The organism is Streptomyces sp. AK08-02 (genome assembly GCF_033795085.1).
Lineage (GTDB): Bacteria > Actinomycetota > Actinomycetes > Streptomycetales > Streptomycetaceae > Streptomyces > Streptomyces echiniscabiei.
In genome coordinates, this window is the sequence record NZ_JARAZV010000023.1 from 91,891 (window position 1) to 107,062 (window position 15,172).

The 15,172-nt window shown below is 72.5% G+C and carries 13 protein-coding genes, 1 tRNA gene and 1 pseudogene; 9 read left to right on the top strand and 6 right to left on the bottom strand.

From position 1 onward, the window contains the following. Positions 1 to 9 precede the first annotated feature (9 nt). Both PV734_RS38765 and PV734_RS38770 read right to left on the bottom strand, forming a co-directional pair. A complete protein-coding gene (locus tag PV734_RS38765; protein ID WP_319090233.1) occupies positions 10 to 1,410 on the bottom strand; it encodes a HAMP domain-containing sensor histidine kinase in 1,401 nt (466 codons plus the stop codon). 17 nt (positions 1,411 to 1,427) lie between these two features. Continuing rightward, positions 1,428 to 2,132 carry a response regulator transcription factor gene (locus tag PV734_RS38770; RefSeq protein WP_319090234.1) on the bottom strand — a complete coding sequence of 235 codons (705 nt, stop codon included), beginning with the start codon at positions 2,130 to 2,132 and terminating at the stop codon, positions 1,428 to 1,430. A 120-nt stretch (positions 2,133 to 2,252) separates the two neighbouring features. Here PV734_RS38770 and PV734_RS38775 point away from each other — a divergent pair, with 120 nt between their 5' ends. After that, positions 2,253 to 2,774 (top strand): hypothetical protein, encoded by a 522-nt coding sequence (locus PV734_RS38775; protein WP_319090235.1) that lies wholly within the window; start codon positions 2,253 to 2,255, stop codon positions 2,772 to 2,774. Positions 2,775 to 2,795: 21 nt separating this feature from the next. On the opposite strand, the gene PV734_RS38780 is transcribed toward PV734_RS38775, so the two are convergent. Both PV734_RS38780 and PV734_RS38785 read right to left on the bottom strand, forming a co-directional pair. Beyond that, a complete protein-coding gene (locus PV734_RS38780; RefSeq protein WP_319090236.1) occupies positions 2,796 to 3,665 on the bottom strand; it encodes a fused MFS/spermidine synthase in 870 nt (289 codons plus the stop codon). Positions 3,666 to 3,718: 53 nt separating this feature from the next. Beyond that, positions 3,719 to 4,177 carry a hypothetical protein gene (locus PV734_RS38785; protein ID WP_319090237.1) on the bottom strand — a complete coding sequence of 153 codons (459 nt, stop codon included), beginning with the start codon at positions 4,175 to 4,177 and terminating at the stop codon, positions 3,719 to 3,721. Positions 4,178 to 4,457: 280 nt separating this feature from the next. Between PV734_RS38785 and PV734_RS38790 the strand changes: the two genes are divergently transcribed. Continuing rightward, positions 4,458 to 5,912: a hypothetical protein gene (locus PV734_RS38790; protein ID WP_319294104.1), complete on the top strand. Its 1,455-nt coding sequence runs from the start codon at positions 4,458 to 4,460 to the stop codon at positions 5,910 to 5,912. Positions 5,913 to 6,088: 176 nt separating this feature from the next. Here the strand turns inward: PV734_RS38790 and PV734_RS38795 are convergent, their stop codons facing one another. Continuing rightward, complete coding sequence (locus PV734_RS38795) at positions 6,089 to 6,685, bottom strand: histidine phosphatase family protein (protein WP_319090239.1); 597 nt, start codon at positions 6,683 to 6,685, stop codon at positions 6,089 to 6,091. A gap of 282 nt (positions 6,686 to 6,967) precedes the next feature. Between PV734_RS38795 and PV734_RS38800 the strand changes: the two genes are divergently transcribed. The 7 genes and pseudogenes from PV734_RS38800 (at position 6,968) to PV734_RS38830 (ending at position 13,731) form a co-directional block, all read left to right on the top strand. Then, complete coding sequence (locus PV734_RS38800) at positions 6,968 to 7,933, top strand: phosphatase PAP2 family protein (RefSeq protein WP_319294106.1); 966 nt, start codon at positions 6,968 to 6,970, stop codon at positions 7,931 to 7,933. Further along, on the top strand, positions 7,884 to 9,077 hold the full coding sequence (locus tag PV734_RS38805; protein WP_319090241.1) for a hypothetical protein: 1,194 nt from the start codon (positions 7,884 to 7,886) through the stop codon (positions 9,075 to 9,077). The genes PV734_RS38800 and PV734_RS38805 overlap by 50 nt, the downstream gene beginning before the upstream one ends. Further along, entirely contained in the window at positions 9,068 to 10,681 is a 1,614-nt protein-coding gene (locus PV734_RS38810; RefSeq protein ID WP_319294107.1) for a hypothetical protein, read from the top strand. Before PV734_RS38805 ends, PV734_RS38810 begins: the two co-directional genes overlap by 10 nt. Then, positions 10,678 to 12,030, top strand: coding sequence for an AAA domain-containing protein (locus PV734_RS38815; protein WP_319294108.1), 1,353 nt, complete (start codon positions 10,678 to 10,680; stop codon positions 12,028 to 12,030). Before PV734_RS38810 ends, PV734_RS38815 begins: the two co-directional genes overlap by 4 nt. Positions 12,031 to 12,370: 340 nt before the next feature. Beyond that, a pseudogene (locus tag PV734_RS38820) lies at positions 12,371 to 12,715 on the top strand (hypothetical protein); the annotation flags it as partial. Positions 12,716 to 12,992: 277 nt separating this feature from the next. Further along, positions 12,993 to 13,667 (top strand): hypothetical protein, encoded by a 675-nt coding sequence (locus PV734_RS38825; RefSeq protein ID WP_319294112.1) that lies wholly within the window; start codon positions 12,993 to 12,995, stop codon positions 13,665 to 13,667. Beyond that, a tRNA-Lys gene (locus tag PV734_RS38830) sits at positions 13,658 to 13,731 on the top strand. The genes PV734_RS38825 and PV734_RS38830 overlap by 10 nt, the downstream gene beginning before the upstream one ends. 67 nt (positions 13,732 to 13,798) lie before the next feature. Here the strand turns inward: PV734_RS38830 and PV734_RS38835 are convergent. Beyond that, positions 13,799 to 15,172 carry a M6 family metalloprotease domain-containing protein gene (locus PV734_RS38835; protein WP_319090245.1) on the bottom strand — a complete coding sequence of 458 codons (1,374 nt, stop codon included), beginning with the start codon at positions 15,170 to 15,172 and terminating at the stop codon, positions 13,799 to 13,801.

Below are 15,172 nucleotides of genomic sequence, written 5' to 3' on the forward strand. Positions count from 1 at the left end.
TTTCGTCTTTCAGGGGCGCGGGGAACTGCGCGAGAAACCCCACCGGCCCGCACCCGACACCGAACCCGTGCGGTCCCGGTGTCCCCGCCGAACCGGCGCTCTGCCGTCCAGCTGGATCCAGATCCTCACCTCCGTGCCGCCGAGCACCGACGAGCCGATCCGTACGTCCCCGCCCGTCGACTCCGCGAGCCGGCGCACGATGTCCAGGCCGAGGCCCGTCGACCCCGCGTTCCCCGAGCCGCGGCCCCTGGCCATGGCGGCCTCGGGGTCGGTGATCCCGGGCCCCGCGTCCGACACCAGCACGATCACCGCGTCGTCGCCGTTGTGGACGTCGACCGCGAAGGCGGTGCCCTCCGGGGTGTGCCGGAAGACGTTGCCGAGGAGGGCGTCGAGGGCGGCGGCCAGGTCGGCGCGGGCCACGGGTATTCGCACCGGCCCCTCCGCACCGGCCACCCTCACCTTCCTCCCCTCGTCCTCGGCGAGCGCCGACCAGAAGGCCATCCGCTCGCGCACGACCTCGGCCGCGTCGCAGCCGGCGCCCGGCCCGGGAGCCGTCGTCCTCGGTTTGGCCTCACGGGCGGTACGGATGATCGTGTCGACCTCGTGCTCCAGTTGGGCGACCGCGGCCCGGGTCTGCTCGGCGGCCGGACCGTCCCCGAGCGAGGCCGCGTTCAGTCGCAGCACGGTCAGCGGTGTCCGCAGCCGGTGGGACAGATCGGCGGCCAACTCCCTTTCATTGGCGAGCAGTTGTACGACCTGGTCGGCCATGGAGTTGAACGCGACCGCCGCGAGGCGCAGTTCGGCCGGCCCTTCCTCTGGCACTCTGGCGCCCAGCTTCCCCTCCCCCAGTTCGTGCGCGCCCTCGACGAGGCGCTTGGCGGGTCGCACCATGCGCACGCCCAGCCGGTCGGCGACGGCGACCGAACCGACGACGAGGACGGCACCGACGCCCGCGAGCACCGCCCAGGCGAGGCCGACGCCGTTGCCGACCTCGGCCTCCGGGACGTACACCTCGACGACGGCTATGTCACCGGAGCTGAGCGCGACGGGCTGCAGGAGAGTGGAGCCGCCGGACACCTCGGCGGTGGAGACGCGGCCGAGTCTGCGGACGGCCGCGATGTCGCTGTCGGGGGCGCGCCGCCGTCCGAGGTCGACCGCGCTCGCACCACCCCTCGCGGGGATGTGCACGGCCAGGCCGGCGTCCGATCCGGCGGCGGCGACGACCCGCTCCAGCTGGTCGCGGTCGGTGGTGATGGAGAGGGCGGGGGCGACGGCCGCGGCCTCCCGCTCGGCGTTGGAGAAAGCGCGGTCGCGGGCCATCTCCTTGATGACCAGCCCGAGCGGCACGGCGAAGGCCACCACGACCATGGTCGTGACCGCCACGCAGACCTTGACCAGCGCCCATCTCATGCTGTCCCCCTCCCCCCTCACAGCGGCGGTTCCGCTCCGGGTGGCACGAGCTTCACGCCGACGCCCCGCAGGGTGTGCAGATAACGGGGTCGGGCCGCTGTCTCGCCCAGCTTCCGCCGCAGCCACGACAGATGGACGTCGATGGTCTGGTCGTCGCCGTACGACTGCTGCCACACCTCCGCGAGCAGTTCCCGGCGCGCGACGACGACCCCCGGGCGGTGGGCGAGGAAGGCGAGCAGGTCGAACTCGCGGCGGGTCAGGTCCAGCCGTACGCCGTCCAGTTCGGCCTGCCGGCGCAGCGGGTCGATGGCGAGGCCGCCGACGCGCAGGACCGAGGGCGGCGAGGTGTCCACGGGGGCGGCGCGGGAGCGGCGCAGTACGGCGGCCATGCGGGCCGACAGGTGTTCGACGGAGAACGGTTTGGTGAGGTAGTCGTCCGCGCCCGCGTTCAGGAGGCGGACGATCTCCGACTCCTCGTCGCGTGCGGTGGCGACGATCACCGGCACGTCCGTGATTCCGCGCAGCATCTTGAGGGCCTCGGACCCGTCGAGATCGGGCAGACCGAGGTCCAGGATCACCACGTCGAAACGGAAGTGGGCGACCTCGCGCAGCGCCTCAAGGGCGGTGCCGACACTGCGCACGAGGTGCGCGGCATCGGTCAGATGCCGGATGAGGGCGGAGCGCACGAACTGGTCGTCCTCGACCACGAGCACACTTGCCATGCGCCGCACCGTACGCCAATCCGGCGAGTCGGGTCCGGCGCCTGTGGACAACTCGGCGGCGACCGCGTCCGGACACCGACAGGCGACACCTGTGGGGCGCGTGAGGCAGTATGACCGGCGATGCGCAGAGGATTCGTACACCTTCTCGCGTGGACGCTGGCCACGGGCGCGGCGGCCACGATGACGTGGTGGGGTGTTCACACGGTGATGGCGGGAACGGCGTACGACCCGCCCCGCGCGCTGCCCATCACGGCGGCCGACGCGGCCCGGCAGGGGTCGGCATCGCGGCAGCCGGAGCCGCCTCCCGCGTCGGTGAGCCCGGCGCCCACCCGCTCGACGGCGCCCGCGACGCCCACCGCGACCGCCTCGCCGACGCCGACAGCCACTCCGAGCGGGACTCCGGCCCCGGCCAAGTCGCCTTCCACGGTGAAGGCGTACGACACCGAGGGTGGGCGGGCGGTCCTCGACCTCGGTACGGACTACGCGACGCTCGTGTCGGCGACGCCCGCGGCGGGCTGGTCGATGCAGGTGTGGAAGACGGAGACGTGGATCCGGGTGGACTTCGGCGCGGGCGCGGACCGGGTGTCGGTGTTCTGCACCTGGCACGACGGCCCACCGCACGTACAGGTCCTCACTTACTGAACCGCTGATCGGCTGCCCGGATCAGCGGAACACCGACGGTGGTGGCGCCGGTGAGGCGACGGCCGCCGCGTCCGTGACCGGTACGGCCCCACCGGTGAAGTCGGCGAGGGTGCGGCCGTGTTCGAGGCGGGCGGGGTGCGGGTCGGAGGCGGTACGGCGGGTCAGCTCGGCGATGGGCAAGGGGTGCGCGGAGCCGACGAGCACCGCGTTGCCGAACCGTTTCCCCCGTAGCACCGTCGGGTCGGCGATCAGGGCCAGCTCGGGGAAGACGGCACCCGCGGTGGCGATCTGGCCGCGCAGATGGGCGAGCGGCGGTCCGTCGGCGAGGTTGGCGGCGTAACAGCCGGCGTCGTTCACGACCCTGCGTACGTCGGTCAGGAACTCGACGGACGTCAGATGGGCCGGGGTGCGCGCCCCGCTGAACACGTCCGCGATGACCAGGTCGGCCCAGCCGTCGGGGATCTTCGCGAGGCCCTCGCGGGCGTCGGTGGAACGCACCCGGATCCGGGCGTTCGGGTCCAGCGGCAGCTCTCGGCGGACCAGTTGGACGAGGGCCGCGTCCCGTTCGACGGCCTGCTGGGTGGACCGGGGGCGGGTCGCGGCGACGTACCGGGCGAGGGTGAGGGCTCCGCCGCCGAGGTGCACGACCTGCACGGGCTTGCCTGGCGGCGCGACAAGGTCGATCACATGACCGAGGCGGCGCTGGTACTCGAAGGAGAGGTACGCCGGGTCGTCGAGGTCGACGTGGGACTGCGGGGCGCCGTCGATGAACAGTGTCCAGGCGCGCGCCCGGTCCCGGTCGGGGGTCAGCTCGGCGAGCCCGCCGTCGACCGTCTCGACGACGGCCTCGGCGGCCGGCTGTCCGCGCCGCGCGTTTCTGGACTTTCCCATTCCCCCATTATCGGGGTGGGCGAAGGCGGCGGCCGTACGACTGTCGCGCCAGGTCAGCGGCGGTTGTCCGCCGCCTCGATGAGCCGGGCCGCCTCGCCGAGGGCCGCGCGGAGCACCGCCGGGTCGGTGGCCAGGTCCGCGTCCCCGGGCGGGAGCAGCCAGTCCGAGCCCTCGACGGGGGGCACGGGATCGGGGACCGCGAGGCTCAGGCCCCGCCCATTGGTCTCCGTGCAGGTGCTGCCCGGGACGTCCCAGGCGGCGGCGGTGCCCGGCGGGACGAGGAAGCCGAGGGTGTCGCAGCCGTCGTCGTGCAGTACGGGGCCGACCGCGTCACCGGCCCCCCGGCGCAGGATGTCGACCGCTTCCAGCCCCTGCCGCGCCGGAACCGTCACCAGATCACAGTTGGGCGCCACGTTTGACGTGGACGATGCGGGCAATGCGATCGATGTACGCGCGCTGAACGGCGTACACGGATCGATGCTTGGGCTGATCTCCATCCCGGCCTCCACCACGGAACCCCTCCTGAAACGAACGGGTCGGGAGTTCGGGTGGCTCCCGGTCCATCCGGTTCAACGCGCCACCGCGTCAACGGCTACGGCACAAGACCGCTGCAAAGGATGGCAGTTCATGGCAGATCGTGGATGAGATATCCGGTTTGTAGCCAAACCCCGCATGGCGGGTCGTGCGCAGCGGGTACGTTCTTGCCCGCCGGAAACAGGACGTCCGATGGATAACTGTTCCAACTCGTCAGGAATCCGGCACGGTTCGACGGTTCGCAGAGAGGGCCCGGCCATGACGTCGTCAACAGTGACCTCGTCGGAGTCCCCCCGGCCGCCACGGCCGAACCTCGCCTTTCGGCAGTTGCGCGGACAGCGCTCTCCGGGCGAGTTCGCCGCGGCGGTACGGCGGGCCGCCCGCGAGATCGGGGAGCGGGTCAGCTGTGACGCGCGTTACGTCGGTCGGGTCGAGGCGGGTGAGATCCGCTGTCCCAACTACGCGTACGAGCGGGTGTTCCTGCACATGTTCCCCGGCCGGACACTCGCCGACCTGGGGTTCGCGCCCCGCTCGTCGGTACGCGGACGCGGGGCGCGCGACACGGAGGACACGCCCCCCGTTCACCCCGCGATCCCGACGTACGCCGGCGGTGAGACGCCGGGGGCGTATGAGCCGTATGACATGCAGGACGCGCAGGACCCGTACGAAACGCACGACAACTACGAGGAGAGCGACGTGCTGCGTCGCGCATTCATGACGGGCGGTGCCACAGCGGCAGCCGTCTCCCTGAGCCCCTTCGGGTTCACCTACGAAGCGTCGGCCTCGACCGCGGGCCGTCCCATGCGCCGCGTCGGAGCCGGTGAGGCGGGGGCCCTGGAAGAGGCGGTACGCCGCATCAGACTGCTCGACGACCGACACGGCGCCGACGGGCTCTACCGGCGCGCCGCGGCACCGCTGCGGGCCGCCTACGAACTGCTCGACGCGGGTGCGGTACGGCAGGCCACCGCCGACCGGCTGCACGCGGGCGCCGGTGAACTCGCCATCTCCGTGGGCTGGCTGGCACACGACTCGGGCCGCTTCGACGACGCGCGCTCGCACTACGCGGAGGCACTGGCGACCGCCCGGGTGGCCGGGGACGCGGCCCTGGAGGCGCACGCCTTCTGCAACACCGCGTTCCTCGCGCGTGACTCCGGGCGCCCGCGCGAGGCGGTCAGAGCGGCGCAGGCCGCGCAGCGCGTGGCCCGGCCGCTGGGTTCGCCCCGTCTGATGTCGCTGCTGGCGCTGCGCGAGGCGGGCGGCTGGGCGGGACTCGCCGACCGGGCCGGCTGTGAACAGGCACTGGCGCGAGCCCAGTCGCTGTTCGAACGCGGCCCCTCCGAGGCCGACCCCGAGTGGATGAGCTTCTACGGAGAGGCCGAGCTGGAGGGCCTGGAGGCGCAGTGCTGGTCGACGCTGGGCGACTGGCCCCGCGCGGCCCGGCACGCCCGCCGAGCGGCTCATCTCCAGAACCCGCACTTCACCAGGAACATCGCCCTGTACACGGCCGAACTCACCGACGACCTGGCCCGCGGCGGCCACCCGGACGAGGCGGCGGTGGCAGGCATGCGTGTCCTGGACCTGCTGGACGAGGTCCAGTCGTCCCGCATCCAGACGATGCTGGCGGCCACGGCGAGGGTGCTTCTGCCGCACCGGCGGGCTTCGGTGGTCTCGGCGTTCCTGGAGAGGCACGCGAGTCTGCCGCGCACGGCATAGCTTGCGGGCGGTCGCACGACTGGGGCGGGTCTGCTCCCACCTGCCCGGCCGCGGGCCCGATGGGGCTGGTCGCGCAGTTCCCCGCGCCCCTCAGGGGGCGCTTCCGTCGCCCGGAGATCGCAGGTGACGGGCCGCGCGACCCACCGCATGCCCTCGTCGGCGCTTGTTACGGTCCGCTAGCCGGCCAGATGGCCCAGGTCGTTCCAGGTTTCTATGGCCGGCTCGCCGTAGGCCCATCCCAGTACGGACAGTGATGTCGGGTTCAGTCTGATGCGGGCCGCGAAGTCGATCGGCTGCCCGAGCCAGCGCGCACCGATCGACCGGAGTATGTGGCCGTGGGCGAACACCAGCACGTCGCGATCGGCCGACCGTGCCCACGCGACCACCTCGTCCGCGCGCGCGGTGACCGCCTCCAGGCTCTCGCCCCCGGGGACCCCGTCCCGCCAGATCAGCCAGCCGGGCCTGACGGCCTGGATCTGGGCCGGGGTCATGCCCTCGTACGCGCCGTAGTCCCACTCCATGAGCGTGTCCCACCCGGTCGCACGCTCGGCGAACCCGGCGATCTCGCACGTCTCACGCGCGCGTGCCAGCGGACTCGTGCGCACCTCGACCCCGGGCAGCCCGTCGAAGGGCGCCCGGTGCAGCCGTTCGCCGAGCAGCTTGGCACCGCGCCGCCCCTCGTCGAGGAGGGGGACGTCGGTCCTGCCGGTGTGCTTGCCGGACAGCGACCACTCCGTCTGTCCGTGCCGGGCCAGCAGGATGCGCGATGCCATGAGGGCCCCTTCCGGGGGAGACGGTTGGCGTGGCAAATGAGGTGAGAGACGAACGAAAGGGGACGACGAAGCGAATCAGGGGTACCGAATGGCGGAAAAGCAAGGCGGAACCCCTCCATCATCGCGCACGCTGTCGGAGGGCAACCGGGGGGTCGATCTTTGCGTCTAGTGACAGGGGCGCCGCCCGGCGCGTTCACGTACGCCGTAAAATCGGACGAACCGCAGGCCACCGACGACCGGAGGCGCAGCTCAACGGGAACACAGAGTGGGAGAGACGATCGGATGCCGCGGACCGATAGTGCACGGACCGAGACGGACCCACCCCCCCGGCTTCGCTGGTGGACCGAGCTGCCACTGCTCCTGCTCGTCTACGCGTGCTATTCGGCCGGACGCCTGCTGGTGCGGGGCAACGAGTCGACCGCCGTGGAGCACGGCCTGGCGATCCTCCGGTTCGAGAAGGCGCTGCGACTGAACGCCGAGCACCCGCTCAACCGCCTGTTCACCAGCGAGTCCTGGATCGGCGTACCGGCGGACTTCTGGTACGCGTCGCTGCACTACCTCGTCACCCCGGCCATCCTGGTCTGGCTCTTCCGGTCCCATGCCGTCCGCTACCGGGCGGCCCGCACCTGGCTGATGACCTCGACGTTCATCGGCCTCATCGGCTTCACCCTGCTGCCCACCTGCCCGCCCCGTCTGCTGGACGCCGGCCACGGCTTCGTCGACACGATGGCCCAGTACAGCTCGTACGGCTGGTGGGGCGGCCAGGCGAGCGCCCCGCGCGGGCTCGGCGGTATGACCAACCAGTACGCGGCGATGCCGAGCCTGCACGTCGGCTGGTCGCTGTGGTGCGGGGTGATGCTGTGGCGGTACGGCGGTACGCGCACCACCAAGGTCCTGGCCGTCGCCTATCCGCTGATCACCACGATCGTGGTGATGGGCACCGCGAACCACTACTTCCTCGACGCCGTCGCGGGTGCGGCCGTGATGGGCCTCGGGCTGCTGCTGGCACCGCTCGTCATCCGGAACGCGGACCGGGCGAGGGGGTGGATCACGGCTCGCGTCGCACCCGTCACAACGCGCTCTCGTGGCGCGGAGGCCCCGATTGTCAGTGGTGAATGCCAGACTGCCCCGCGTGAGCGAATTCCAAGGCAGCGCGAGTCCGCCTTCGAGCCGGTTCCCGGACCAGGGGCCGAGCCGGGTGCCGCTTCCGCGGACGCGGGGGACGGCGCTGCGGCAGCGGCTCGCTGAGCTGCGCGGTCCCTCGGTCCCGCCGAAGGCACTGGACGCGCGTGCCCTCGCGGCCCTGGCGGCCAACCCCGGGTGCAGAAGGCGCGCGATCCTGGACGGCGCGGGGGTGAACAAGGCGACACTGGCGAGCGCGCTGGGCTCACCGTCCGCCTTCGGTCAGTCCCAGTTCGCCCTGGCGCGCGGCAACACCTTCGAGGCCCGGGTCAAGGCCGACGGGGGCTCGGAGCTGCTCCGGCTGGTGCACGAGAAGCTGGACCCGGGTGCCCCGGCACCGGTGGAGGCCGAGGTCCCCGACCTCACGGCGACCGGACCGGAGGGCCGCACCGCGCGGACGGCCCTCGCCCTGCGCGACGCCACGACAGCGAGGGCCGGCACCGGTGCCGGCGGCTGGACGTTCCTCGACCACCCGATGCTCGCCCTCGACGTCGCCGGCTCCCCGGCCTTCCTGGAGCCGGACGCGGTGGTCGTGCACCCGGACGGCAGCTGGTCAGTCGTGGAGATCAAGTCCTTCCCGATGCTGGACGGTTCGGCGGACCCCGCGAAGGTGGGCGCGGCGGCCCGCCAGGCCGCGGTGTACGTGCTGGCGCTGGAGGAGGTCGCCGCCCGGCTCACCCAGGGCAGCGATCCGGCGCCGGTCGTACGCCATCGCGTGCTGCTGGTCTGCCCGAAGGACTTCTCCAACCTTCCGGCCGCGTCCGCCGTCGATGTCCGTAAACAGCGGGCGGTGACCGGTCGCCAGCTGTCCCGGCTGACCCGTATCGAGGACATCGCCGACACCCTCCCCGAGGGCACGTGCTTCGCCCCGGACCTGCCCGCCGCCGAACTGACCGCGGCCGTCGAGTCGGTGCCCGCGGAGTACGCGCCGGAGTGCCTGTCCGCGTGCGAGCTGGCCTTCCACTGCCGTGACCGTTCCCGCGCGCAGGGCGCGGTGACCCCGCTCGGCCGTTCGGTACGGGCCGAACTGGGCACCCTGACCACGGTCGACGACGTCCTGTCGGCGGCCCACGGCCGGTCCGGTGACCCCCAGGACCCGACCGTGGCGGCGCTCCGCAGAGCGGCAGCCCTGCGCGCCGAGGCACTGCGCTACGTCGAACTCACCTCGCCGGAGGCCGAGTTGGAGCCGGGGAGCCCAGGATGTCGTTGATCACCACCCTCGCCCGCCTCGAAGCCGTCAGCACCGGTCGCGCCCAGCCCGCCGCCACCGTCCGGCACCGTCATCTGTCCGAGCGGCCCCTCGTCCTCGTGCCGCTCATCACCGCCGGTGAGGCCGGGGCCCCGCTGGGCGCGCTGGTCGGCGACGACCGGGACGCGCCGCGCCTGCTCGTCGTACCGCAGCCGCGCGACCGCGACCTCAGGTTCGCGTTCCTCGCCGAACTGGCCGACGTCGTGCTGCCGTTCATCGACTACCACGCCGACGCCGTGGAGGCCGCGGAGCGCAGCGAGACCGACCCGGAGACCGGTAAGCGGGTCAAGGTCGAGGTCGAACTGTGCGCGGACGCGCCCCAGTTGATCGTCCCGAGCCGCGCCGGCATCGATCTCGTACGGCTCCTGGGGCGCTCGACGCGCTTTCGGCGTACGGCGGAACAGGATCCGGAGACGCCGCATCCCGCGCCACCCCGGGTGCCGTTGCTCGGCCGTTGGTTCACGCACTACGGGGAGCGGGCCCGGGTCCCCGGTTCCGCTCTCCTCCTGGCGCTGACGGACGTGCTGTCGCGGCACTGGGCGACCGGGCAGTCCACGCTTGAGGACCAGCACCTGGGTGCGCTTCTCGCCTGGATCGACCCGCCGGACGGTGTGTCGGGCGCCGAGGCGGCACTGCGGGCCGAGTTGGCACGGGACGCGAAGGGGCAGCTGTTGTGTCCGCCGGCCGGTCCGGCGACCGACCCCGCGTTCGACAACAAGCTGCTCGCCCCCGCGATCGAGAACTACAACCGCGCGCGGACGGCGCTCGCCGCCGCCGAGGACGGCGAGTCGGCGGACGACCGGCTCGGTGAACTCACCGCCGCCGAGCGTGACGTCCGCGCCCTCGTCGAGAGCCGTACGCGGCCCACCTGGGACGCCGTGTGGCGCGGCCTCGACCTGCTGCGGGCGCTGCCGGAGGGCGCCCACGCGGCCGACCGCTGGACTCGCGACCGCTGGTCGTTCACCGGCCACCGCGACCGGGTCACCGCGGGCGAACCCCCGCAGCCGCGCCGCGACGACGCGGTGACGGCGGCGAACAAGCTGGCCACGCGGGAGCGTGAACAGGCCCGTCTGGAGGCCCAGGAGGCCCTGGACGACCCGCTGGTGATGGCGGGCCGGCGGCTGGCCGGGGAGGCGTTCGCGGGCGAGGTCACGGATGTCGTCATGACGTACAGCGAGGGCAAGCGCCCGAGCCCGCGCCCGCTGGTCACCGTCCGCACGGACGACCGGCCGCAGCTCTCCGGGCGGGTGAAGGTGTACCGCTCGCTGGGCGGCAAGCCGCAGGCGGCGGAGTTCGTGGGCCATGAGGACGGTCCCGGCGACGAGGGTTCGGTGATCGTGCTGCGGGTGGTCGACAAGATGGGCCGGGGCAAGGAGCCGGAGGCCGGGTCGGTGCCCGAGAAGGGGGACCTGATCTGCTTCACGCTCTTCGAGCACGAGCAGCGGGGCGGCGCGAAGCTCCCCGACGCGGACCAGACCCCGTGGACCCACGGCGGCCCTCCGGGCGAGGAAGCGACGCCGACGCTGCCGGAAGCCGACCCGGTGACCGAAGAGGACGTGCTGTGAACGCCGCTCACACCCCGCAGGCCCCCTTCGACCCCGGAGCCGCCGCCGGCCGAGCCACCGACGCGATCCTCCACGACACGTTGCACGGCACGCATCGCGGAGTCGTCGTCGACTCGCCGCCCGGGGCCGGGAAGTCCACCCTCGTGGTCCGGGCCGCGCTCGAACTGGCGGACGCCGGGCGCCCGTTGATGGTCATCGCGCAGACGAACGCCCAGGTCGACGACCTCGTCGTCCGCCTCGCCGAGAAGAACCCCGAGCTGCCGGTGGGCCGTCTGCACAGCAGCGACACCGACCCGTACGACAAGGCGCTGGACGACCTGCCGAACGTACGGAAGTCCGCGAAGGCCGCCGAGCTGGCCGGCCTGGACGTGGTCATCTCCACGGCGGCCAAGTGGGCCCACGTCAAGGTCGACGAGCCATGGCGGCACGCGATCGTGGACGAGGCGTACCAGATGCGCTCGGACGCGCTGCTCGCCGTCGCCGGACTGTTCGAGCGGGCCCTGTTCGTGGGCGACCCGGGCCAGTTGGACCCCTTCTCGATCGTCGGCGCGGAGCAGTGGGCGGGCCTGTCGTACGACCCGTCGGCCTCGGCCGTCACGACCCTCCTGGCCCACAACCCCGAACTGCCGCAGCACCGGCTGCCGGTGTCCTGGCGGCTCCCGGCCTCGGCCGCGCCCCTCGTCTCGGCCGCCTTCTACCCGTACACCCCGTTCCGCAGCGGCACCGGCCACGGCGACCGGCGGCTCGCGTTCGCCGTCCCGTCGGACGGCTCGGCCCCGGACCGGGTCCTCGACGAGGCCGCCGAATCGGGCTGGGGCCTGCTGGAACTCCCCGCCCGGCACACCCCTCGTACGGACCCCGAGGCGGTCCGCGCGGTCGCCATGGTCGTACGCCGCATGCTGGACCGGGGCGGCGCGGCCACGTCGGAACGGGGACCCGAGCCGACGCCCCTCACGGCCGACCGGATCGCCGTCGGCACAGCGCACCGCGACCAGGCGGCGGCGGTCCGGGCGGCGCTCGCCGAGCTGGGGGTCCCGGACGTCACCGTGGACACGGCGAACCGGCTCCAGGGACGGGAGTTCGACGTGACGGTGGTCCTGCACCCGCTCTCCGGCCGCCCCGACGCCACCGCCTTCCACCTGGAGACGGGCCGCCTCTGCGTCCTCGCCTCCAGACACCGGCACGCGTGCGTGGTGGTGTGCCGGGCGGGCGTGACCGAACTCCTGGACGACCATCCGTCGACGGAGCCGGTACAGCTGGGCGTGACGGTGAAGTTCCCGGACGGCTGGGAGGCGAACCACGCGGTGCTCTCCCATCTGGCGGAACACCGGGTGCTCTGGCGGCCGTGATCCACGTGCCGGGCGCCTGATCGACAGGCACCCGGTCCGGCACCGCCCCCTCGCCGGACGGAGTCCGGCACGCCGCCGGAGGCGGCCAATGGTTACAGCCCGGACGGCTGGGAGGCGAACCACGCGGTGCTCTCCCATCTGGCGGAACACCGGGTGGTCTGGCGGCCGTAGGGGCAGATCAGGGGCCTGCTGGGCCGGACCCCGGGGCCCACTTGCGCGGGCAGGGGACAATGGACGGTGGCCCGGCTCGATTGCGGGGCCTTTTCGACCGTGTGCCGTACATGCCGTGGCGCGTGGAGGGTACGTAGGAACGGTGCGGACCGTACGAGGAGGAGAAGACATGGCGGAGCCCACGCCGCGTCGCAATGAACCGCGGCTACGCCCCGCGCCCCTGCTCTTCGAGCCCACGCAGGTGGCCGACGATCCCGAGCACTTCTTCGACCTGGAGTCGATAGACGACCCCCGCGCGCTGCTGACCCGCGCCACGGAGCTGACCCTCGCGTTCCGTGCCGCGACCGACCGCGCTGTCGAGTTCCAGGCGATGGCGGCGGCCCAGCTCGCCGACCCGCGCCGGTTCGACCGGCTGACGCCGGCCGACATCGCGGAGCAGGCCGAGTGGACCGAGGACTACGCGCGGAAGATGGTCGAGTACGGCCGTGAGCTGCTGCGCGACGGCGGGGAGAACACCAGCGGCGGGACCGGCGGGATCAACAGAAGCGGCCTCGGCGAGCATGGTCATGGTCATGGTCATGGTCATGGTCATGGTCAGGACCACGTCGACCCGGTCTGATCCGCGCAGGCCCCACCCGTTCCGGTCGGATTCGATCCGTATCCGACCGCTTCGGTCTCGAAAGTACGGGCGGCATATTCAGGAGGGCAAGGTACTCCACCTCGCCCCCTCTCGTCCCGATTTCCGGCAACCCTCGGAGACCGACCGGTCACCGCCGGTAGATCTGTATGCCATGAGCAGCCCACACACGGACATCTCGGGAGTCACCTCGGAGGGAGCGGCCTGGCTCGCCTCCGCAGGAACGTATCCGCGCAGCACGCTCTCACTCTGGGCCGAGCGGCCCACCGCCCCGCTCGTCCTGCCGTGCGGCACCGCGTTCGACGTCGTCAACGTGCCCGCCGTCTTCGGCCGCAGGATGCTCGACCGGCTCTGGGAAGGCGGTCCGGGTTCGGGCCCGGTGGCGGGCTACCGGGGCCGGATCCTCCTGTTCGCGGCACTGGGCACGGCCCAGCGGCTGCCGTCGCTCCTGAGGTGGGAGGAGTGGGGCTCGGCCGGCGAGGGTGGCACCGGACGCCACCACGCGATCCCGCCCCTCCTCTGCCACGGCCGCGGCGACGCCGTGACGGTCCCCGCCCTGCTGAACGACGAGACCGGAGACGGGGCCGGAGACAGGACCGGATGCGGCACCGGACACGGGAACGACGACGGGACCGAGGTCGATCCGCGGCCCGAGTCCCGCTGGGTCGTCGCCCCCGACAGCAGTCGCCCCTGGCTTCCGGGCGCGGAAATCCTGCTCTGGGCGGCCGTCCGAGCGGCCCGTTCCACGGTCGCCAGTGGGGTGCGGATATCGATTTTTCCTCCCGCCGATCAGGGTGCTAAGGTCTACGACGTCAGCAGGCGCCGCTAGCTCAGTTGGTTAGAGCAGCTGACTCTTAATCAGCGGGTCCGGGGTTCGAGTCCCTGGCGGCGCACGTTGTCGATTGGCGAGGCTGTTTTCGAACAGCCTCGCCAACGTCGTTTCCGGACCCCTTACGCGGCTTACTCGGCGTTCGTGATCTTCACCGTCCACGCCCCTGAGGGCGTGCGGCCCTCCACCTCGACGCGGACGTTCTCGCCGGGCACGGTGAAGCTCTCGCCCAGGGCGACCGGCGCGTCCGCGAGGGGCGGGTAGACCGAATCCTCCCAGCAGGCCTCGGTACGCGGATGGGCGTCGACCACCTCGACCGGACCACCGCCCGACTCGGCCCCGCCGCGCACCCGGTAGACGAGCACTCCCTGCGTGCAGGTGGCGCTGTCGTTGCCCGTCGCCCCCCGCGCCTCGAAGGCGAGCGCCCGGTCCGCCCCGGTCCGTACGACGGCCAGCTTCACCCCGTCCCCCTGCCCGAAGACCGGCGCACCGGCCCCCGCACCCCCGCCGCCGAACACATCCGCACCCGTCCTCGCAGCCCCACGGGCGTACGCGGTCGTGGCCGGAGGCGCCCCCAGGGATTCCAGGGTCAGCCGGGTGGAACCTCCGCCGCGTACACACACCACCTGGCGCGGTTCGAGCCATCCGAGTTTCCACTTGTGCCAGGCGAACAGGTCCGGCGCCAGGCCGAACTGGCTGCCCATCAGGTCCCAGTCGCCGACGTACGTGTCCCAGTCGCCCTTTCCGTCCACGGGCCGGTGGTAGAGGTCGGGCAGGTCGAAGACATGACCCGTCTCGTGGGCGAGGACGAGCCGGTCCGGCGGATGTTTCTCGAAGACGGTGACGACGCGGCGGATGTCCGTGCCGTCGGCCCGCAGCGGGACGTCCAGGTTGACGACCTTCGTCGCGTCGGAGTCGACGCCGGGCGCGTCCGGGTCGGCCACGAAGTAGACGATGTCGTAGCGCGAGAAGTCGACGTCACGATCGGCGGCGGCGAGCGCGTCGCGCAGGTAGTCGGCGCGGTGGGCGGCGCTCCAGTCCCGCTGTATGGCGTACGCGGTGGACGGCCGCGGCATCCGGAGCCAGTTCCGGAGCGGGTGCGGGCGCAGGGTGAACCTGCCGTACGAGGCACGGGCGAAGAAGTCGCTGGTGGCCGGGAAATGGTCGGCGGCCAGTTCGCCGGGGGTGGTTCGCGGGCGTGAGTCCGGGAACGAAAGGAAGACCATCACGGCGTCGAGCGCGCGGGAGGGGCGGGGATAGGCCGCGTTCCAGGTGTCGAGGCCCTCCGAGTGGTGGGCGTCGGTGCGCTGGAGGGCGCAGGACTGTGCCGAGAAGGGCTCGGCGACGGAAGGGCCCGCGATGAGGGAGGTGGCGGCCAGGGCCGTCATGGTGGTGAGAACGGCGGCCGTACTGCGCAGGCGGGGGCGTGCCCCGACGCACGCGAGCCCTCTGAATCCCGCCAGGGCATCACGGGTGAGCCCCCTGAGGGGAAGCTGACGCGGCAC

What these genes read in the sequence shown, in the direction of transcription:
- PV734_RS38765 (WP_319090233.1), bottom strand. Translation starts at nt 1,410, where the DNA reads ATGAGATGGGCGCTGGTCAAGGTCTGCGTGGCGGTCACGACCATGGTC.
- PV734_RS38770 (WP_319090234.1), bottom strand. Translation starts at nt 2,132, where the DNA reads ATGGCAAGTGTGCTCGTGGTCGAGGACGACCAGTTCGTGCGCTCCGCC.
- PV734_RS38775 (WP_319090235.1), top strand. Translation starts at nt 2,253, where the DNA reads ATGCGCAGAGGATTCGTACACCTTCTCGCGTGGACGCTGGCCACGGGC.
- PV734_RS38780 (WP_319090236.1), bottom strand. Translation starts at nt 3,665, where the DNA reads ATGGGAAAGTCCAGAAACGCGCGGCGCGGACAGCCGGCCGCCGAGGCC.
- PV734_RS38790 (WP_319294104.1), top strand. Translation starts at nt 4,458, where the DNA reads ATGACGTCGTCAACAGTGACCTCGTCGGAGTCCCCCCGGCCGCCACGG.
- PV734_RS38795 (WP_319090239.1), bottom strand. Translation starts at nt 6,685, where the DNA reads ATGGCATCGCGCATCCTGCTGGCCCGGCACGGACAGACGGAGTGGTCG.
- PV734_RS38800 (WP_319294106.1), top strand. Translation starts at nt 6,968, where the DNA reads ATGCCGCGGACCGATAGTGCACGGACCGAGACGGACCCACCCCCCCGG.
- PV734_RS38810 (WP_319294107.1), top strand. Translation starts at nt 9,068, where the DNA reads ATGTCGTTGATCACCACCCTCGCCCGCCTCGAAGCCGTCAGCACCGGT.
- PV734_RS38825 (WP_319294112.1), top strand. Translation starts at nt 12,993, where the DNA reads ATGAGCAGCCCACACACGGACATCTCGGGAGTCACCTCGGAGGGAGCG.